The organism is Paenibacillus assamensis DSM 18201 (genome assembly GCF_000422445.1).
GTDB lineage: Bacteria > Bacillota > Bacilli > Paenibacillales > Paenibacillaceae > Paenibacillus_B > Paenibacillus_B assamensis.
Map to the genome: position 1 here is coordinate 506,431 of NZ_AULU01000003.1, position 16,000 is coordinate 522,430.

A 16,000-nucleotide genomic window follows, 5' to 3' on the forward strand; every position below is an offset into this window, starting at 1 on the left:
CAGCATATAGCTGATAGGCAAAGTTGTTTGCACGATAACTTTGCCTTTTCTTATGCACATTTTTATGAGCTCAGCAGCACAGCAATAATGAAAGTAGTTGCATATAAAATTGATTTTGTTGTGAGAATTCCATAAAAAAAGAGTCCAACCTTATGCCTTGGATTACACATAAAATGCAGTGAGTAACTGCCTATGCGAATCTTTGCATCCTGTTGAACTCAAACGAGAACATCTCTATTGCTCCCCTTTTATTAAGGGCTCCACATGTACTTGAACATCAGTAATATTATGCGAATGCCTCATTCGATGCTCTACCTCATCGCATATCCGATGACTCTCAATCAAGGTCAACTTTGGATCGACGAGTACAATGACATCGACAAGTACACGATTGCCATGCAATCTCGCCTTCACATCTCGAATCGCACGAACCCCGTTTGTATTTGCTATCGTCTTGCGCAGTGTCTCCAATTTCTTTTCATCAAAGCCATCCGTCAACGCATGACTCGCATCATAAAAAATATCCCACGCTGTCTTAAGTATGACAATACCGACGGTCAATGCCGCAAGCGGATCTAGCCATGGAAATCCCCATTGAGCTCCGAAAATACCAATCGCTGCACCGATACTCACCAAGGCATCAGAGCGGTTGTCATGAGCAGCAGCCATTAGAGCTTTATTTTGTATCCGTTTTGCAAGCCTGCTGTTATAGAGGTACACCACCATCATAACAGCCGCACAAAGCAGAGCGACCCAGCCTGTCAAAATATCGGGAACATGCGTATTTGCAGACCAAAGGGATTGAACGGTCGATACGATAACCTGTATCCCTACCGTTGCCATAATAAAGGAAGCCACTAAGGCAGATATCGTCTCTGCGCGAAAATGTCCGTACGGGTGATCGCGATCGGGCGGCTTCTGTGAAATTCGCAGCCCAATAAGTACAGCTACAGACGCCACGATATCCGTCAAGTTGTTCCAGCCGTCTGCCTGCAGCGCAGCAGAATGATAGGCGAAGCCAAAGCCAAGCTTCGTCATGGACAGCACAATATAGACGATGATGCTCACCCATGCTCCTCGTTCACCTTTTTTCATATCTGCATATTCTTTCAATGCAACTTCCTCCCAGCTAATCATCATTAGAGCAAATGATATCAGTATGATAAAAAGTTGGTTCTTTATCCGTTCATCATGTTAGTATTGCTCTTTCGTCATTCATGGTAACAAATACAATTGCTGTGGGTCTAGAGAAACAGTGTTGACCCGCAACCGTTCTGTTTCCCTCACAAAAAGGTGTTGCATCGGTTCTGTAAAGTTGGTTGAACGTGAAAAAGTTGCTTAGATACAACTTATCCAAATTATGTACCTAGCTCCTTCCCCTTAAAAGATGCATCGATTCTATAGTATGCACGGTCGAAGAGGAGTTCATAAGCGAACACACAAGGATGTTTACATTACCGTATGTTCTCGTTAGCGACGACTGATTTTCAATCTTATGTTCCACGCAAAAAAGCGCCATCGCCTATGGGCTCATCCCCATAAACGACAGCGCAATACATAGTTATTAGTTAATTCAAGCTTTATAACAATCGGTTCCTTGGTTCCCTAAGCTAAATCGAATTTTTTTCCTATAGGGCTGCTTGCAATTTACACAGCGATGCTAATATAGTTAGCCGCATAGTGTACTTCCCAGCTGAACTTAACGTCTGCCTCTCCCACCGGAACGACCAGCTCCAGCTCCGCCTGAACGCTGCTTGCCACCTTGACCTTGACGAGATGCTCCTGCACCACCAGATGCACGCCCGCCGCCGCGACGATTACTGGAGTCACTGCTTCTGCCAGATGTACGGTTGTCCGCATTAGCTGGCTTGCCACCGCGTCCGCGATTGCTGAATCCGCTATCCGCTTGTCCACCACGGCTGTTACGTTGTTCTCCACGGAATGCTTCTCCGCGAGAACTATTACGCTTCTCACCACGCGCAGGCGCCGCTCCTCGACCAAAACGCTCTTCTCTGCCTACAGACTCCGTTCTGCTGCCAGTACGATCCGCACGTCCTGCTGCTCCCGCTCCACGACCACTGCGTTTGCGTCCTCCGTCTTCCGTACGGGAAGTGAATTTCCGCTCTGCACTGGACTCATTTCTACCTGCGCCGCGTCTTGCCGTGCGTTTGCCAGATGAAGATGACTCCTGATAACGGTCGGATTTCCCGCCTTTAGACTTTCCTGCTCCTGGCGCGTTATCAATACGGAATCCAGGTACTTTCTGAATTTGCAGCAAGTACGGACGATCCTTCGCAGCAACGAACGTAATCGCAACACCTTTTGCACCTGCACGGCCTGTACGGCCAATACGGTGAACATAGCTTTCCGCGTCTTGCGGAATATCGTAGTTGAATACGTGCGTGACGCCTTCTACATCCAAGCCGCGTGCTGCAACATCTGTTGCAACGAGCAATTGAAGCTTCGTGTCACGGAAACGTTTCATAACCTGCTCACGCTTCAATTGGGACAAGTCGCCATGCAGCTCATCCGAATTGTAGCCTGCCTCTAACAGGGCTTCATTTAGAGCAGCTGCACGACGCTTCGTACGACAGAAAATAACCGCTTGGAACGGGTTCTGTTCCTCAAGCTGCTGGAACAAATCATCCTGCTTCGCACGATCCGTCGTCTCAATAATGATTTGCTTAATATGATCCACCATTACTTTGCGTGATTCAATACGCACGTTAACCGGATCTTTCAAATAGCGATTGCCCAAGCGTCTTACGGAATCCGCCATCGTTGCAGACAACATGAGTGTCTGACGCTTGTATGGCAATTGCTCCATAATTTCCTCTACTTCAGGCAAGAAGCCCATATGAAGCATTTGATCGGCTTCATCCAGTACAAGCGTGTCGATCCGAGACAAATCAATCGTACCACGACGAATATGATCGTTTAGACGTCCCGGTGTCGCAATAATCAACTGCGGAGAGCGACCGCTTAGCTTGTGGATTTGCTTCATTACGTCTTGGCCGCCATACACCGCCAATACGGATATACCACGAGTAGCTGCCAATTTGCGTGCCTCGTCTGTAATTTGAAGTGCTAGCTCGCGTGTAGGCGCAACGATTAGTGCTTGTACGCGTGCTTGATCTGGCTTCGCTTTTTGTACAATCGGCAAAAGAAATGCCAATGTCTTACCCGTTCCTGTTTCGGCTTCCGCCATGACGTCTTGGCCTTTCATCATGACTGGAATTGCCTGCTGTTGTACAGGTGTAGGCGTGTCTATGCCGCTTAATTTCAAATATTGCAATATTGCTGGGTCTAAGTTATAAGCTTCGAAACCTTTCAGGTCGTTCATCTCCCTTATATGTCGGTTCATTTTTAGGCATGGCCGCTGTCTTGAGGAGAAACATGTATATGCTTCACCCGTCCCACCTGACCGCTGTGCAATCTCACTTTAATGCCGTGAGGGTGGAACGGTGAGTTCGTTAATATATCCTTGACGATTCCGCGCGTCGTCTTGCCTGTACGCTGATCTTGTTTCAGAACGATATCGACATCTAGTCCTGCACGGATATGCTGACGCTGTTGCCCGTTCACTTGTCCATTGACGGTCATTTTTCTAATGCTCCTATCTGCTTGCTGGTGGTTATGCGTTCATTTTACCCATATTACAAGAAAGCGAGCAACAGCGCCATAAAATTATAAAAAGGAAGGAAAATACTTGCAGATGTGAAGGAGAAGCGGGGGAGGTGCTGGCGGTCTGTGGGGGTCGGGTTGGATTGGGTTGGGGTTGGGGTTGGGGTTGGGGTTGGGGTTGGGGTTGGGCGGTTCAGAGGTTCTAGACGTTTCGATGTACATCGGACTGAACTTGGCTATTCGAGTCTGTATATGCAACTGGCTTTCAAATGTACTCGCAGGCTGTGCTTCGACACAGGACATCTTATTTTTCGGCTTCTTCTTTAGACGGGCGTATACTTTGTATGTGGACATTCTAACGGGCGCCATAGACGTTATTTTCGCAAAATAGCCCTGCATAGAAATGTAACGGTTGTAGCCGAGCTTATTTTAGCATTTGAGGTCAATAATTTAGCTTTTTGGGAAGAATAAGCTCTGTGACGCCCTTTATCGTTCAAAATACATCCATATACGCTGAATAGGCTCTACAGCAACCGTCAGCGTGATTGCTACATTCAGTTGTAAGAGGAGGTTAGCCGCGGGACGGCCTTTATTTAGATAAAGTCGCCCGCTTGTTCGTGTTGTCCCACAGCAGCTTAAGCTGCAAAGCTTCTGCGATATCACGCAGTGGAACATAGACGTGTCCATTCAATAAATGTCCCTCTAGTGCAGATGTCTTCCCTTCTGCTAGATTCACATTTACAGGAACTTGGCTTGCCTGAGACGGCTTGTCTCCCTTCCCCTTTGAGGCAGCATCCTTCATATCGGCTAATACGCGCTCAACCATACGGGTAAACGTTTGCCAATGCGGCAGCAATCGGGATGGACAACCTTTTCCGCTCCAATGACGATGCGGCACGATTCGGCTGAGTGGTATGCTGTGCTTATTCATTAATTGTGCGACAAGCCAAGACGCCTGTCTCCAAGCCAGCATTTCATTCATGCCCTCGTACATACAAATTTCAATCCCGATGGACATCGTGTTGCCCAAGCCTTTTCCATCACCCGCATGCCAGCCCTGCTCATTGTCTTCCAAATGCTGAATAATATCGTGGTCATCCACCGTATAATGCCAGCTTTTTTTCGCGCCACCACTGCCATTCAGCAAGTAACGGGCATGCGCATCGGCAGTTGCACCGTGATCTGTATTATCTGTGTTATGAATCGTAATATAGAGCGGCTTCATCGCTCGCTTTGGTTTGTTTGGTGCTTGCTGCGGCAGCAGCCGCTGTTTAACGCTGTACGTCATCGTCATCTCCGCCCTTTTCGTGCAATATTTCAATTGCTTTTTTAATCGTAGATGGGATCGGAACACCCATCCGACCTGCATTTTCGATAATAGATAGCAGTTCATTCGCCATATAGAAGAAAATCGTCGCATCACGCAGCATGTGCTGATCCCCCAATACAAGATCCACCTGATGAGCGATGGCGATAATAAGGAAAATAAAAATTTTGCGGGAAATCCCAACCAGCCCGACTCGACTGCGCAACGTTCCCGTCACTCCTGCTGCGATAATTCCCGTAACATAATCGATGATGATCATCATAAGCAGCACTTGCATTAATGTCGGCCATCCTCCGAACATAAAGGCTGTGAATGTTCCGAACATCCCGAAGGTTGCCGTTGCCGCTACTTGCTCAGTAGTCTTGATGCCGACAAGGTCGGCCAATAATTTAGTATAGTCATTCATAGGCTTACTGCCCCCCTTTAAGTGAAATGCCCTCGGGTAGAGATATCGAGAGGTATGGCAGGAGTGTGGCTGTGAAGCTTTTAAATCTTAATGCTCATAGATTGGATATCCCTTCTACAAGCACTTTCACTGCCACCAATGGTTCTCGCATTCATCCGAGGGCATAAAAATAGCGCTCATGCAATGTGCATGGCGCTTTACTGTGCCGTTGTGCTAATCATTTTTTGCATTTCTGCATCTGTAATCACGTTATATTTTACATAGAGCTTAAGCTGCTCCGTTGTTGCCCAACCGCAATCATAGTAATACTTGATACGCTCATAGTCTGTTTTAAACATTTGTACCCATCCCTTCTAGTTTTAATAAACGCAGTTCCATTGCAACCAGTGCCGTACCTTGAGTAGCGTTCTGATTTTTGAGTTCCATAACTTCCAGCTCACGGGCCACTAGCTGCTGCCCAAGTGTCTCGACTGGGTTAGGCTGTGGCTGTGGTTTTAGTGCTTCGATTTCTGCTTGAGTTAGACCGTTTTTCCAAAATGTTGAACCATTCGTTGTTGGGTCGAGCTTTATAGCATCTCGGTAGCCTGCAACGTCGAATTGCGGCTCATAGAGTCCCTCTGGCATTGAGATAGCTACGGTGTAGCCTCTGACTTTTGTATTCGGCTGGTTGGACTTAAGCTGTTGTGCTTGACCTTTGTTCGTGTCCGTGTCAGTCGACACCGTTTCGACGATATCAAAAACGCCTGCCACGGAGTCCATGACAAGCGTTGGTTCGATGTATTTACCTTGTAGGTCGATGATAAATGCTTCTTTCATGGCGATCCTCCTTATTGTTCGGTGTTATAAGAGATACCGGTAAGTGATAAATAGTAGTTTCCTACATCTGTTGAATGACTTTGATTAATTATTACCCTTCCATCATGTGTTACATCTACCCTAATCATTGTAGGAACTGAAGTCGTACCAGATAGGCCAACTACACTAAAAATCAAAGTCCCTGTTGGCCGATATTCAGGTGGTAACAAGAATAAATTAGTTGTAGCCGCAACTGCTCCGCCCTTTATTAAGCCTTCGATATGGACAACACCATACTCATCTTTATAATAGCGTGGATTTAAGAACCCATCTTTATAAGCAATCCATCCATTCATTAAGGAAGGTATGATCCAAGTGGGCTTTACTTTATCTTTATTCGACTTTAATGTCTCTACTACAGACAAACGACGCTCTATATCTCCTGTATTATGTACCACATTGGATATAGTACCTAGAAGATTAGAAGCAACTGAACCACGAATAGTTGCTTTCAATGTTTCCTCCAACATCGTGTATGTCACGTGATAGACAGCAGAAGTATCGAAGTTTTCAGCTAGACACCCTGCGTTCTCTAAGCCAAAATCTACCTCTAAAGATGACGTATAAACCTGCCACTTCGAGTCTTTAGCATTATTTCGATACACATTCTGAATATCTTTAACCAAATACTTAAAACGATTACCTAATCCTCGCGAGTGTAGATAGAATTGATTACCTTGTCCTTGAAGTGGGTCTGCCTTTTCTCGCATGACCAATCCACTACCAATCTCAACTACGTTCGAACCCCTACCCAGCGCTGCACCTAACTCGTAATTAGAAATTGACTCTACAGTAGGCTTCGCTTTAAGATATTGGAGTTTATAAGGTCTCCAAATACTGTATCTGGTATAATCATAATCTTTGACAGGTAAAGTTGGAACAGTGGTCACATAAAAAGATGCAGATGGAACACCTTCATGTGAAGTATATCTCGCATCCAGAGGATGCCATGCTTTCCCCTCTGTTTCTCCATTAAACGGAACATTAACATTGCCCTGTGCTCCCTTATGCACTCTCCATCCCATAAAGTATGCTTTAATTTCATCAGTGCTAGGTGTGTATTCATTCCCCCAACCACTGTCTTCGTTGGATACTGAAATAATAATAGCATCAGGGTACTGATCTGCGTCATCAGTTAATGCATGCTGATCAGCAACTGTTATACCACTTCCTTGTACAACACGTGAAAGTGGCTTACCGTCAAACTTAACTACATACCCAGTATTCTTAATTGTAGGTGTTAGATTTTTCACTAGAACTTGCTTAAACCCAGGTGTTTCACTCATACAAACCCAATTTAAATTTCCATCTAAACTAATCTTTTTCCAATTCTCCCTCACATATGGTATCCCGTCTTCGCACGTGAAAAGTATATCCATATCTTTTCCATCAATTGGGTTTGAAGCCAACTCATATTCTGCTGCCCATATGCTACTTTGTTGGGGAAAGAATAGTACAGGCTTGCTTTCTGGGAACATAAGAAAATTGCTAAAAACATAGTGCCCCTCTCTTTGACTTTCTATTGAAGTTCCACCTTCATATTCATTCGTCAAGTATATCCTTACGCATCCACATCCGGCTGGAGTCCTGATGTAAGCATACTCATTTGCCTTATGATAAGTACGAGGTTGAAGAAATTTGTTTTTGTTTCCTGCACTGTTCATATCCGTATAGTATTCAAATCGGATATTTCCATTACTATTGGAGCAAATCACACGAGTACAGTAACTTTCATTTGGCAAAACCTCTACATCATAATAAAGACCTTTATTTTCTTTTTCTATTGCAGTGAATTCAAAGGAATAGTCATGATGAATAGTAGTCACAAAATTATTATTAAACTCAAAAGCCGAGGGTAGTAGATTCCCTGATTTTACAAGCATATATGGATTTTTAACATTAGTCGTACCTTCAACGTATGGAAATCGATTTACTACTTGCTCAGCTGTCATGGTACCTATTGCATCATAGTCTGCTTTTGAAATCTCAAATACTCGTAATGCATCAAAACATCCACCAGCATTAACACCTTCTGTTTCAATCCAAAGTTGCACTTCAACACTCGTCGTACTATTCACATCTGATGGTCTAAAGCGAATAAACAGAGGTTCAAATTTATTCCAACCTGATGTATCTGTATTAACAAATTGTCCACCTGGGCTCATACCGTGAATTTGCAGACGTAATCTCTTTGATGTGATATTATTCGCCATTGCTACTGCAACATAATAGCTATCAGGATTTACGTTAATGATTCTACCAACCCCCGAAAAAATTTTTTCAGGAACTGTAGATACTAACAATAAAGATCCTTGACCTTGAGATTTTCTGGATGTGTCTACAGAGACTTCAAGCTTTGTTTTTTTGTTAAACGCACTTGCGTCTTCACATGATCCTACTCGTCCTAACAAATTTACCAACGTCCGCCCCTGCACATTTTCAACTTTTAACGGCGTATCCACATCCGACTCCACCACCTGTACACCGGGCATGAACTGAATCGCCTTATATTTTGCATCCGCAAGAGCCTGCTCATTCAAATGGCCTTCTCCGTCCAAACGAACGATGCCATTAGGAGATGGCACAGCACTAACATCTCGCCCATCAACCGCATGCTGCTGAAGCTCGTTCAACGCCTCATACGTCGAATTCATCTGCCAGTTCAGCCACGCCGCAGGCGGCTTATCCTGCGCTTTCCAGCCTTCGTCCAGCTTATTTTGCGGGGGCTTTATTCCTTTTGCTTTCCATTCGGGAAGCTGTTTCTCGAAAGCCATATATGTTCACCTCTTGTCATATTGTTCTTGTAAATAAAACTATTAAGATTACAATTCAAATCTATTGCTAGTCATCTACAAGAAAGTACGCTCGTTGAATATTGGTATCTTTATAAATAAAAGAATAAGCACCACAAAGTACTCATTCCTTTAAATTGGCAATTTATAATCATCACCCGGAACGTAAAGGTCACCAAGTGTACCGCCCTGCGTCATCAACTCATCTGCTAAACCATACTCACTAACTTCCAGCTTATCCGCTACAGAAGCAAGCGCGAACGTCCCGGTCAGCTCCACTTGGCTGACCCGAACGCCTGCTGCGACGAGCCGTTCCACCAATGTAATAAATTGCGCAGGGCTTAAACCTGCACTATTTAGCTTCTCATAAGGCACAGAAGACACATGTACCGCCGCAGGTTCTGGTTGAACAGGATCACTATGCTGCTCGGTCAACCTGAACTCATGCGGCTCAGCTTGCAGTGCAAGTGCAAGCACTTGAATAACCGAGTCCAAGCTACCGTTCGCATTCATTCGCGCAAGCTTGGAGCGCAGCAGCATCCGGTACACTTCATCGCTCGCTTGTCCGCGCGGCTGACCGACATTTCCGCCGATATCTTCCAGTGTCGACCCTTCTGCCTTATCTATCGCCTTCCACTCCGAAATAACACGAAGCGTCTCAGCAATATCATTCATTTGCTTCAACCACACTTCTACTAGGGCACCAAAGCGACTACTGCCTTCTTTCGAAATGACATCTGGCAGCAGTGTCATAACATCAGGCAGCTTAAACATGAGTCACCGCCACCTTAATGCGCTCAGGCGCCACCCGCGCTACATGATAGAGCGGAATGTTCACATTGTCAGACACGAGAGGCTCTGTACCGAGCTTAATTTTTAAGCCTGCGACCTCTTCTACTCCCGTTACCTGCTGAACAGAAGACAATAAACGGCTGTATACAATGCGAGAGCCTTGCGGCAAGCCAGAATAATCCTGCTGATCTGCACCAACACCACCGACATATTGAGCAATCGCCGTACGAATAGCATCTGCCCCCTGTGCAGCAAACTGTGCGTTAACAGATACATTCACCTCAACATGAACATCCAACATTTTCATGCGACTGAAACGAATTGAATGTTCACCACCGCTGACGTCTTTCACCTTGATAACTTCCTCACCGTCTGTACCAATACCGGCAGCCTTCTTTTCAAAAATCGTCTTCCCAATCTGTTCAGATTGTCCACCATATACATAAGCGCGTATCGACTTTGCTGGAATACCTTCTGCATCCGTCTGCATCGTGTCGTTGACACGTACCGACGCCGAACGGACATCTGGAAGCTGCAATAAGGCAGATACAATCGCATCGATTGTCGCCGCATGACTTCCATCGCGTGCTGCTCGCAAACGGTCACGGAATTCAATGTCATTTTCCCGCTCACGGCCATCTGCTGTACCCGCTTCATTCGTTACCGAAGTAACTTCTTTCACTGGATTCAATATTTCCGTAATCGAAGATGGCGGCACATTGCCTGAAGATCCTAGCCCTACAGAAACAACTGGCACCGTCCCTTTTCCTTGAGCATCGAGCGTACATGGAGCTGTTGTGGTGAACCATATTTCTGACTTCGTTCCCACATGGAATCCCGCTGGAATCGTGTAGGTTGGAGTACCTTTAAAGGTAACAACACCTGCCGCCGGTGTCTCAAGCTTGCGCTGCAATCCATAAAATACGGCTAGTGCATCCAACTGCACTCCTGTCGCATATTGAATGTAAGATTCATGGTACACCTGCTCGACATCTTCCCATAACACAGATAAATGCCAAGCAAAAATTTGCATCATCATCCCGAGCGGGGACGTTTCTGAAGTGTTGACATCCTCACCAAGCCGAGTAGTCAGCTCACCTACCATTTCTTCATAAATATCGTTATACGTCTTACGCTTCAAACCCGCTGCTGTTAACATCGACCTCGACCTCCTCTCCCTCTATACTTGTCATGACAACATGTATGTCAGCTGTTCGACTTGCCTTGTCATACTGAATATTAATTTCATCTACAGACGAGATACGCTCTTCATCAGCTAACGCTTCCAATACAATTTCCCGCATTCGATCCTCATCGAATGGCTGGCCTATCAGCAGCTCATGATCAAGCCCCATCTCTGGTGTGAAAAATGATTCTCCCAGCCTTGTTCCCACTCGCACACGAACCGCTTGCGCAAGCTCTTCTCGCCCTTCCACCCATTTCACATTACCTTGTTCCAATACAATGTCGCCATCTTGCAGCAGCCACGTTTTCATCCGCCGCTCACCTTCCCTGCAATGACTCCACCACCACGATTGGACTCTGTAAAGACAACCAGCACTCGCTGGCCTGCCTCATAAACCAAACCAGGAACCTCCACAAACGGCAGCTCATATCGAATAAGTCCTTCTTCATCTTCCAATTCCACATCAGCTGTCGAACCATTCATTTGTACAATCGATCCGAGCTGGGCAGGCGACATGCCGCCCAAACGGTGATCGAGCCAAGCTTCCAAAGCGCCAACTGTTCGATTAGCCCCCATATGCTTCCCCTCCTCTCATTTTCACTCATGTTACCAAATCAACCTCCGTAACGAACTGATCATTCGAAGCCTGATGCATTCCTTGTTTCACTTCATATATGCCCTTGTAATCTTCACTTTCCAATTTCACTTTTACACCTGCCCGAAGACGGTGATTCAATAGAGAGGTAATTTTGATCCCTTTCTTTTTCTCTCCATCTTCAAAGCGTTCGGGACTGCCAATCAAACCTGTATCCGGTGCAATAAGAATAGGAGCTTCTGCTTTTTTCTTACCTGCTGCTTTAAAATGTAGTTTTCCCCGACTGGAGTAAGTGGTTGATCCACAAGCTGCGGCAACTCGACGTATCGACTCCATCACATCTCCATTAGCAACAAAGCCTTTAGCAAACGTATAATCCTCACTCAGCACCATTTGACCACGGAGAATCTGATCTTTATCCATTAAATCCTGTAAAATGACACTAGCTTTCGTCCCTGGGCGGTATGTCTGCTTAACCGGCTGCTTTTTGCGTTTTACAACATCTTTCACTTGAAGCGTTGTAAGCCGGTCCGTATGCTCACGAGTTGTACGAATTTCTACAATGGTTCCCTGCAAAATAGTACCTATATCGTTGCCATACCCCGCACGCACAACGACAGGCATCTCATTGCGAAAGCTCGAAATCGTCTGCTTTGTTAAATTGTAAATTTCAATTGTCGATTCATTAGGCTCAGCATCATCATCAAATTCTGCTCGAACGCGAATCGTCAAATCTTCACTTGTAAATGTTTTGCCGCCAATGACGACTTCCAACTGTCGTTTATACAATAACTGCATGCTCATCCCCCACATTCAGGAATACAGAGTTGCCCAGCGTCTCCCAGCTCACCAATTCCTCTGGATTACTGCCATACGGCACGATGCTTTCCAGCGGGAAATCAGTCGTTTCCATACTCTCGAACAAAGGCACTCCCCACACGAGCTTAACGCCCAATGCAAGAGGAGTGCCTCCTTGTGAAATATCCATCGTAAAATAATCATGCTTATTGTTATACCGCACATCGAATGTGTACGTTCTCGTACCCATATCCATATCGAAGGAATAGGGCACCCGCTCTTTCTCGATAGTCAATATTGCCATCCCGAACCTCCTCTCCTGCATGTTTACATCAAAAAAGATGACCTTGTGTTCGCATTATGCGATACCCAAAATCATCCCTGGCTGTAAAGAACGATATTCGGAGTAATATCGATTGCGGGCTTTCAGAACCGTGGTCGATATCCCATACATCGCCGCTATCGTGTCCCAGGTTTCACCGCGCTTAACTTCATGAGTAAGAACACCGACAACTGTCGGATTCGGTCCTTTATACTTCTTCGCAGACGGCTTAGGCGCTGGGGCTGGAGCTCCAATTGACAGCACCATTCCTTCTTCCACTTGCTTGTACTTTTTATCCCATTCCTGTACTTGAGCATACTGCTTATTCCACTCTCTCAATTGATGCGGCTTGTACCCATAATATTGGGCAATTGTCTCCCACGTTTGTCCTCTACGTACGAGATGGTTAAAAGGACTATGTGGATGCGTAACTTGCTTGCTACCGCCGTTCCCCTGCTTTTGTGTAGAGGGGTTATTTGAGGACTTCTTTGAAGTCTTCATTCGCTTTTTCGTTGCGATATGAATCTGTTTTAGCGTTAACGAAAAGCTCATTCCGTTGCTAATCGAGTTATCATGGGAAGTACGGAAGGCTGTAATGATACAGTTCGTAAGCATCGTTCTGCCAATATACTGAAGCATTTGTCCTTTTTCCATTGCCTTAACAATTCTGTATCGTGATTGTGAGGCCTGATCGCCTAGAAGCAACCCTTGAATATTTAGAGTAACACCTTCACGTTGAATATGATCAGTTACCTTTCCGCCTTTTTCCACGTTATGCGCGCTAACCTGAACGGAATATTCTGGTTCTTCCGATGTCACAAAGAGGGAAGTCCCCCCTAACCTACTCCATTGCTGTTTAATAAGGCATCATCCCTCCTTGCCCTTGAGTCGACGATGCTGGAGACTTCACACCTGGTTGTGGAGTCTTTTCATTTATCTGACGAGTGAAAGAACTGAATAATTTGTCAAATTCCTGCTTCGTAAAATCTTTAATCATATTAATCATATTCTGGTCGATATAGCCGTTTACATTCAAGTTAATGGTGGCATTGCTATTCGCCTGCACAGTTGAAGGCATTGAAGATGTCGTAGCTGCACCAGGTACAAACGGAAATGTCTTCCTCACTCCAAACCCAGGAAGCGTATAGCTATTTTCCGCTGTACCTGAACTAAGATTAGGTCCTAATGGCTGCCATCTCGATGAATTACTCGATGGTTTGATCGTTGTTGCCGCCTTCTCAGGTGTCGGCTGTGCAAGCACATCATTTGCCATCCATGATGATCCTAAATACAGGAGACCAGCTAAACCTGCAATAGCTAATCCTCCAGGACTAGGTCTTTTAAGACTATTTTTTGCTGCTTCACCACTAAATTTACCTACTGCCGCCCACATCACAGGGTTGGTATAAATTTCACCGATACTTTTATTTAACTCCATGGTTCCTTGCGCTCTTAAAAGATGTGCCTCACCCTGAAGCTCCATACTTCGATTAAAAGCTGCACCAATTCGCCTCCACCAAGGCAATTCTTCTGATACCGGTGCTGGTGTAGGATCAGAAGGAGTCGGCATCGTATCCACGCCACCTGCTGGAACACCCTCTGTAGCCGCATTTGGTTCTTTTACTAAAGCCCAATAACTAGCAAGTGCTGCTGCCATCGCAAGTGTTGGGGACATTTTAGGGTCGGGCTGCTCCTTCTTCTTCTTTTTATCTTTATCATCGTCGTCATCTTTTTTATCACAACAACAACTACATTCCTTGCCCCCATCTTCTTCTGGCTTAATTAACATATCCTTTCTTCCAGAAACGAAGCCTAAAATGTTTTGAGACAGTACTAAAAGAGAGTCTGTTAAAACCCCCTTACCTAACAAACCCTTTCCCTCTGAAGTTAATGCTTGGAGATTAGCAGTGGCATTTCTTAAGAACTGACTAAAAAAGGAGTCATAGTTAATATTCGCTATATCTTTTTTGGTTATTTTGATTTCGTTCTCAAACCCTAATACTTTTCCACTTTGAGATTCATCAAAAAATTCAGATGTCTTCTTAGCCTCACCCTTATAGTTAATAAGGTTCTCACTTTTTTGTTTAACGGTACTCTCATTCGAAATTAAAGTATGAAGGGCATCTCCGTTTAACTTTCCATATCGTTGTTCAAGATATTGACGCTGCTTGACAGGATCGTTTTTTAACTCCCCTTTATTTAGCTGACCATTCAGATGCTGGATAAGCTGATCCATCTCTGTAATATGCTCTACTCCTTGCGCCTTCTTCTGAGTGGATGAAAGAGATAGCCAGTCTTTCATTACTGCTTCCAATGCACGAGTAGATGCCGTTGTCGTATAGCCATTATCATTCAATGTCATAAGCGATGAGAGAACGTGTTCATAATTCCAACCAGCTTTGCTAGCTTGTCGTCCTAAGTGGTTCGATGCAGTTGCTAGCTCTGCTACGTCCATTCTTGAGTTGGCGTTTGCGTAACTTAACATCCCTGCATAATCGTCCGCCTCTGACGCCTTAGCAAAATACGCCGACAAAGTCGCATCCAACATTTTAGTTGCATCTTCGGTTGAAGTCATATTAGCCATCGCCAGATCATTCGTCGCAGACAGTAAATGCGGTAAATCTTCAATTTTCCAATCATTATGTGCGTAGCGATAGAGCGATTTCAGCATGGTGTCTGGATCTGTATACGGTTTATTTCTACTTTCGTTGTAGGCTAATTGCCGTAAATCTTCTATTTGGCTTTCACTAACAATACGATCCTTGTTCTCATAATTCGCTTGAATGAGAGTAAGCAAACTTTCCCCTGTTACATTATCCAGTTGCATTTTATAAGCAGGTATCCCATAGTCAGGCAATGCAGAACCGTCAACCCAAGCATTTTTTTCTGTGCTCAAATCCATACTGAAGGTTGGAGTATGGACGACTACAGGATCAATCGCACTACCTGCCGCTGTAGATATTCCTTGTGAACTTTGCGGATTTTGATTTTGCGTATATTTTGCTAGTTGACGAGGATCGACAACTACTTTAATTTCCGTAGATCTTAAGTAATTGTCGAAGCTTTTTTTCCAAGTTGTTAACAGAGCAAAAAGATGCTGATGGTTGTCGTTGATTCCATACAATTCCCGCAGCATTCGATTTTTTACTTTAATTAATTCAAGCAACTTATCCCCCTCCTTTCCCCAACATCCATTCGAGCGCCGCAGCGGCTTCGCAAAGCTCCTCAATCGTCATGCCGCACGCCTGCTCATAGGAAATGCCGCCCCGACTACCGATGACGACTTGCCATAGCAGTTGACGG

The 16,000-nt window shown here is 45.0% G+C and carries 17 protein-coding genes; 1 reads left to right on the top strand and 16 read right to left on the bottom strand.

The features are described from left to right. Nucleotides 1–234 precede the first annotated feature (234 nt). The 3 genes from H580_RS0102170 to H580_RS0102180 form a co-directional block, all read right to left on the bottom strand. Nucleotides 235–1,095, bottom strand: coding sequence for a cation diffusion facilitator family transporter (locus H580_RS0102170; protein ID WP_425414102.1), 861 nt, complete (start codon nucleotides 1,093–1,095; stop codon nucleotides 235–237). Between the two features lie 604 nt (nucleotides 1,096–1,699). After that, a complete protein-coding gene (locus tag H580_RS0102175) occupies nucleotides 1,700–3,343 on the bottom strand; it encodes a DEAD/DEAH box helicase (RefSeq protein WP_245583467.1) in 1,644 nt (547 codons plus the stop codon). A 23-nt stretch (nucleotides 3,344–3,366) separates the two neighbouring features. After that, nucleotides 3,367–3,585 carry a YwbE family protein gene (locus H580_RS0102180; protein WP_028593331.1) on the bottom strand — a complete coding sequence of 73 codons (219 nt, stop codon included), beginning with the start codon at nucleotides 3,583–3,585 and terminating at the stop codon, nucleotides 3,367–3,369. 165 nt (nucleotides 3,586–3,750) lie between these two features. On the opposite strand from H580_RS0102180, the gene H580_RS26105 reads away from it, so the two are divergent. Continuing rightward, nucleotides 3,751–3,951: a hypothetical protein gene (locus tag H580_RS26105; RefSeq protein WP_157282649.1), complete on the top strand. Its 201-nt coding sequence runs from the start codon at nucleotides 3,751–3,753 to the stop codon at nucleotides 3,949–3,951. Between the two features lie 262 nt (nucleotides 3,952–4,213). Here H580_RS26105 and H580_RS0102190 read toward each other — a convergent pair whose 3' ends face one another. From H580_RS0102190 to H580_RS0102250, 13 genes are all read right to left on the bottom strand, one after another. Continuing rightward, nucleotides 4,214–4,912: an N-acetylmuramoyl-L-alanine amidase gene (locus H580_RS0102190; RefSeq protein ID WP_028593332.1), complete on the bottom strand. Its 699-nt coding sequence runs from the start codon at nucleotides 4,910–4,912 to the stop codon at nucleotides 4,214–4,216. Further along, a complete protein-coding gene (locus tag H580_RS0102195; protein WP_051217197.1) occupies nucleotides 4,896–5,276 on the bottom strand; it encodes a phage holin family protein in 381 nt (126 codons plus the stop codon). The genes H580_RS0102190 and H580_RS0102195 overlap by 17 nt, the downstream gene beginning before the upstream one ends. A gap of 278 nt (nucleotides 5,277–5,554) precedes the next feature. Continuing rightward, on the bottom strand, nucleotides 5,555–5,695 hold the full coding sequence (locus tag H580_RS25725; RefSeq protein ID WP_084508838.1) for an XkdX family protein: 141 nt from the start codon (nucleotides 5,693–5,695) through the stop codon (nucleotides 5,555–5,557). After that, a complete protein-coding gene (locus tag H580_RS0102205) occupies nucleotides 5,688–6,173 on the bottom strand; it encodes a hypothetical protein (protein ID WP_028593334.1) in 486 nt (161 codons plus the stop codon). Before H580_RS0102205 ends, H580_RS25725 begins: the two co-directional genes overlap by 8 nt. Before the next feature lie 11 nt (nucleotides 6,174–6,184). Beyond that, the gene (locus H580_RS0102210; RefSeq protein ID WP_028593335.1) at nucleotides 6,185–8,986 is read right to left on the bottom strand and encodes a hypothetical protein; all 2,802 of its coding nucleotides are present in this window, start codon (nucleotides 8,984–8,986) and stop codon (nucleotides 6,185–6,187) included. Nucleotides 8,987–9,136: 150 nt separating this feature from the next. After that, nucleotides 9,137–9,778, bottom strand: a complete 642-nt coding sequence (locus tag H580_RS0102215) for a hypothetical protein (protein WP_028593336.1) — start codon at nucleotides 9,776–9,778, stop codon at nucleotides 9,137–9,139. Beyond that, the gene (locus H580_RS0102220) at nucleotides 9,771–10,955 is read right to left on the bottom strand and encodes a baseplate J/gp47 family protein (RefSeq protein WP_028593337.1); all 1,185 of its coding nucleotides are present in this window, start codon (nucleotides 10,953–10,955) and stop codon (nucleotides 9,771–9,773) included. Before H580_RS0102220 ends, H580_RS0102215 begins: the two co-directional genes overlap by 8 nt. Further along, nucleotides 10,927–11,292, bottom strand: a complete 366-nt coding sequence (locus H580_RS0102225; protein ID WP_028593338.1) for a DUF2634 domain-containing protein — start codon at nucleotides 11,290–11,292, stop codon at nucleotides 10,927–10,929. Before H580_RS0102225 ends, H580_RS0102220 begins: the two co-directional genes overlap by 29 nt. Next, a complete protein-coding gene (locus H580_RS0102230; RefSeq protein WP_028593339.1) occupies nucleotides 11,289–11,558 on the bottom strand; it encodes a hypothetical protein in 270 nt (89 codons plus the stop codon). The genes H580_RS0102225 and H580_RS0102230 overlap by 4 nt, the downstream gene beginning before the upstream one ends. Before the next feature lie 25 nt (nucleotides 11,559–11,583). Further along, nucleotides 11,584–12,375 (bottom strand): phage protein, encoded by a 792-nt coding sequence (locus H580_RS0102235; RefSeq protein WP_028593340.1) that lies wholly within the window; start codon nucleotides 12,373–12,375, stop codon nucleotides 11,584–11,586. Beyond that, a complete protein-coding gene (locus H580_RS0102240) occupies nucleotides 12,359–12,679 on the bottom strand; it encodes a phage baseplate plug family protein (RefSeq protein ID WP_028593341.1) in 321 nt (106 codons plus the stop codon). Before H580_RS0102240 ends, H580_RS0102235 begins: the two co-directional genes overlap by 17 nt. Nucleotides 12,680–12,733: 54 nt before the next feature. Beyond that, nucleotides 12,734–13,516: a LysM peptidoglycan-binding domain-containing protein gene (locus H580_RS0102245; RefSeq protein ID WP_028593342.1), complete on the bottom strand. Its 783-nt coding sequence runs from the start codon at nucleotides 13,514–13,516 to the stop codon at nucleotides 12,734–12,736. A gap of 37 nt (nucleotides 13,517–13,553) precedes the next feature. Beyond that, entirely contained in the window at nucleotides 13,554–15,863 is a 2,310-nt protein-coding gene (locus H580_RS0102250) for a phage tail tape measure protein (RefSeq protein ID WP_028593343.1), read from the bottom strand. Nucleotides 15,864–16,000 lie beyond the last annotated feature (137 nt).

Bases quoted from the DNA above. Each gene is read 5' to 3' on its own strand.
- H580_RS0102170 (WP_425414102.1), bottom strand. From the start codon at position 1,095: ATGAAAAAAGGTGAACGAGGAGCATGGGTGAGCATCATCGTCTATATT.
- H580_RS0102175 (WP_245583467.1), bottom strand. From the start codon at position 3,343: ATGAACGACCTGAAAGGTTTCGAAGCTTATAACTTAGACCCAGCAATA.
- H580_RS0102190 (WP_028593332.1), bottom strand. From the start codon at position 4,912: ATGACGTACAGCGTTAAACAGCGGCTGCTGCCGCAGCAAGCACCAAAC.
- H580_RS0102195 (WP_051217197.1), bottom strand. From the start codon at position 5,276: ATGTTCGGAACATTCACAGCCTTTATGTTCGGAGGATGGCCGACATTA.
- H580_RS25725 (WP_084508838.1), bottom strand. From the start codon at position 5,695: ATGTTTAAAACAGACTATGAGCGTATCAAGTATTACTATGATTGCGGT.
- H580_RS0102205 (WP_028593334.1), bottom strand. From the start codon at position 6,173: ATGAAAGAAGCATTTATCATCGACCTACAAGGTAAATACATCGAACCA.
- H580_RS0102210 (WP_028593335.1), bottom strand. From the start codon at position 8,986: ATGGCTTTCGAGAAACAGCTTCCCGAATGGAAAGCAAAAGGAATAAAG.
- H580_RS0102215 (WP_028593336.1), bottom strand. From the start codon at position 9,778: ATGTTTAAGCTGCCTGATGTTATGACACTGCTGCCAGATGTCATTTCG.
- H580_RS0102220 (WP_028593337.1), bottom strand. From the start codon at position 10,955: ATGTTAACAGCAGCGGGTTTGAAGCGTAAGACGTATAACGATATTTAT.
- H580_RS0102225 (WP_028593338.1), bottom strand. From the start codon at position 11,292: ATGAAAACGTGGCTGCTGCAAGATGGCGACATTGTATTGGAACAAGGT.
- H580_RS0102230 (WP_028593339.1), bottom strand. From the start codon at position 11,558: ATGGGGGCTAATCGAACAGTTGGCGCTTTGGAAGCTTGGCTCGATCAC.
- H580_RS0102235 (WP_028593340.1), bottom strand. From the start codon at position 12,375: ATGCAGTTATTGTATAAACGACAGTTGGAAGTCGTCATTGGCGGCAAA.
- H580_RS0102240 (WP_028593341.1), bottom strand. From the start codon at position 12,679: ATGGCAATATTGACTATCGAGAAAGAGCGGGTGCCCTATTCCTTCGAT.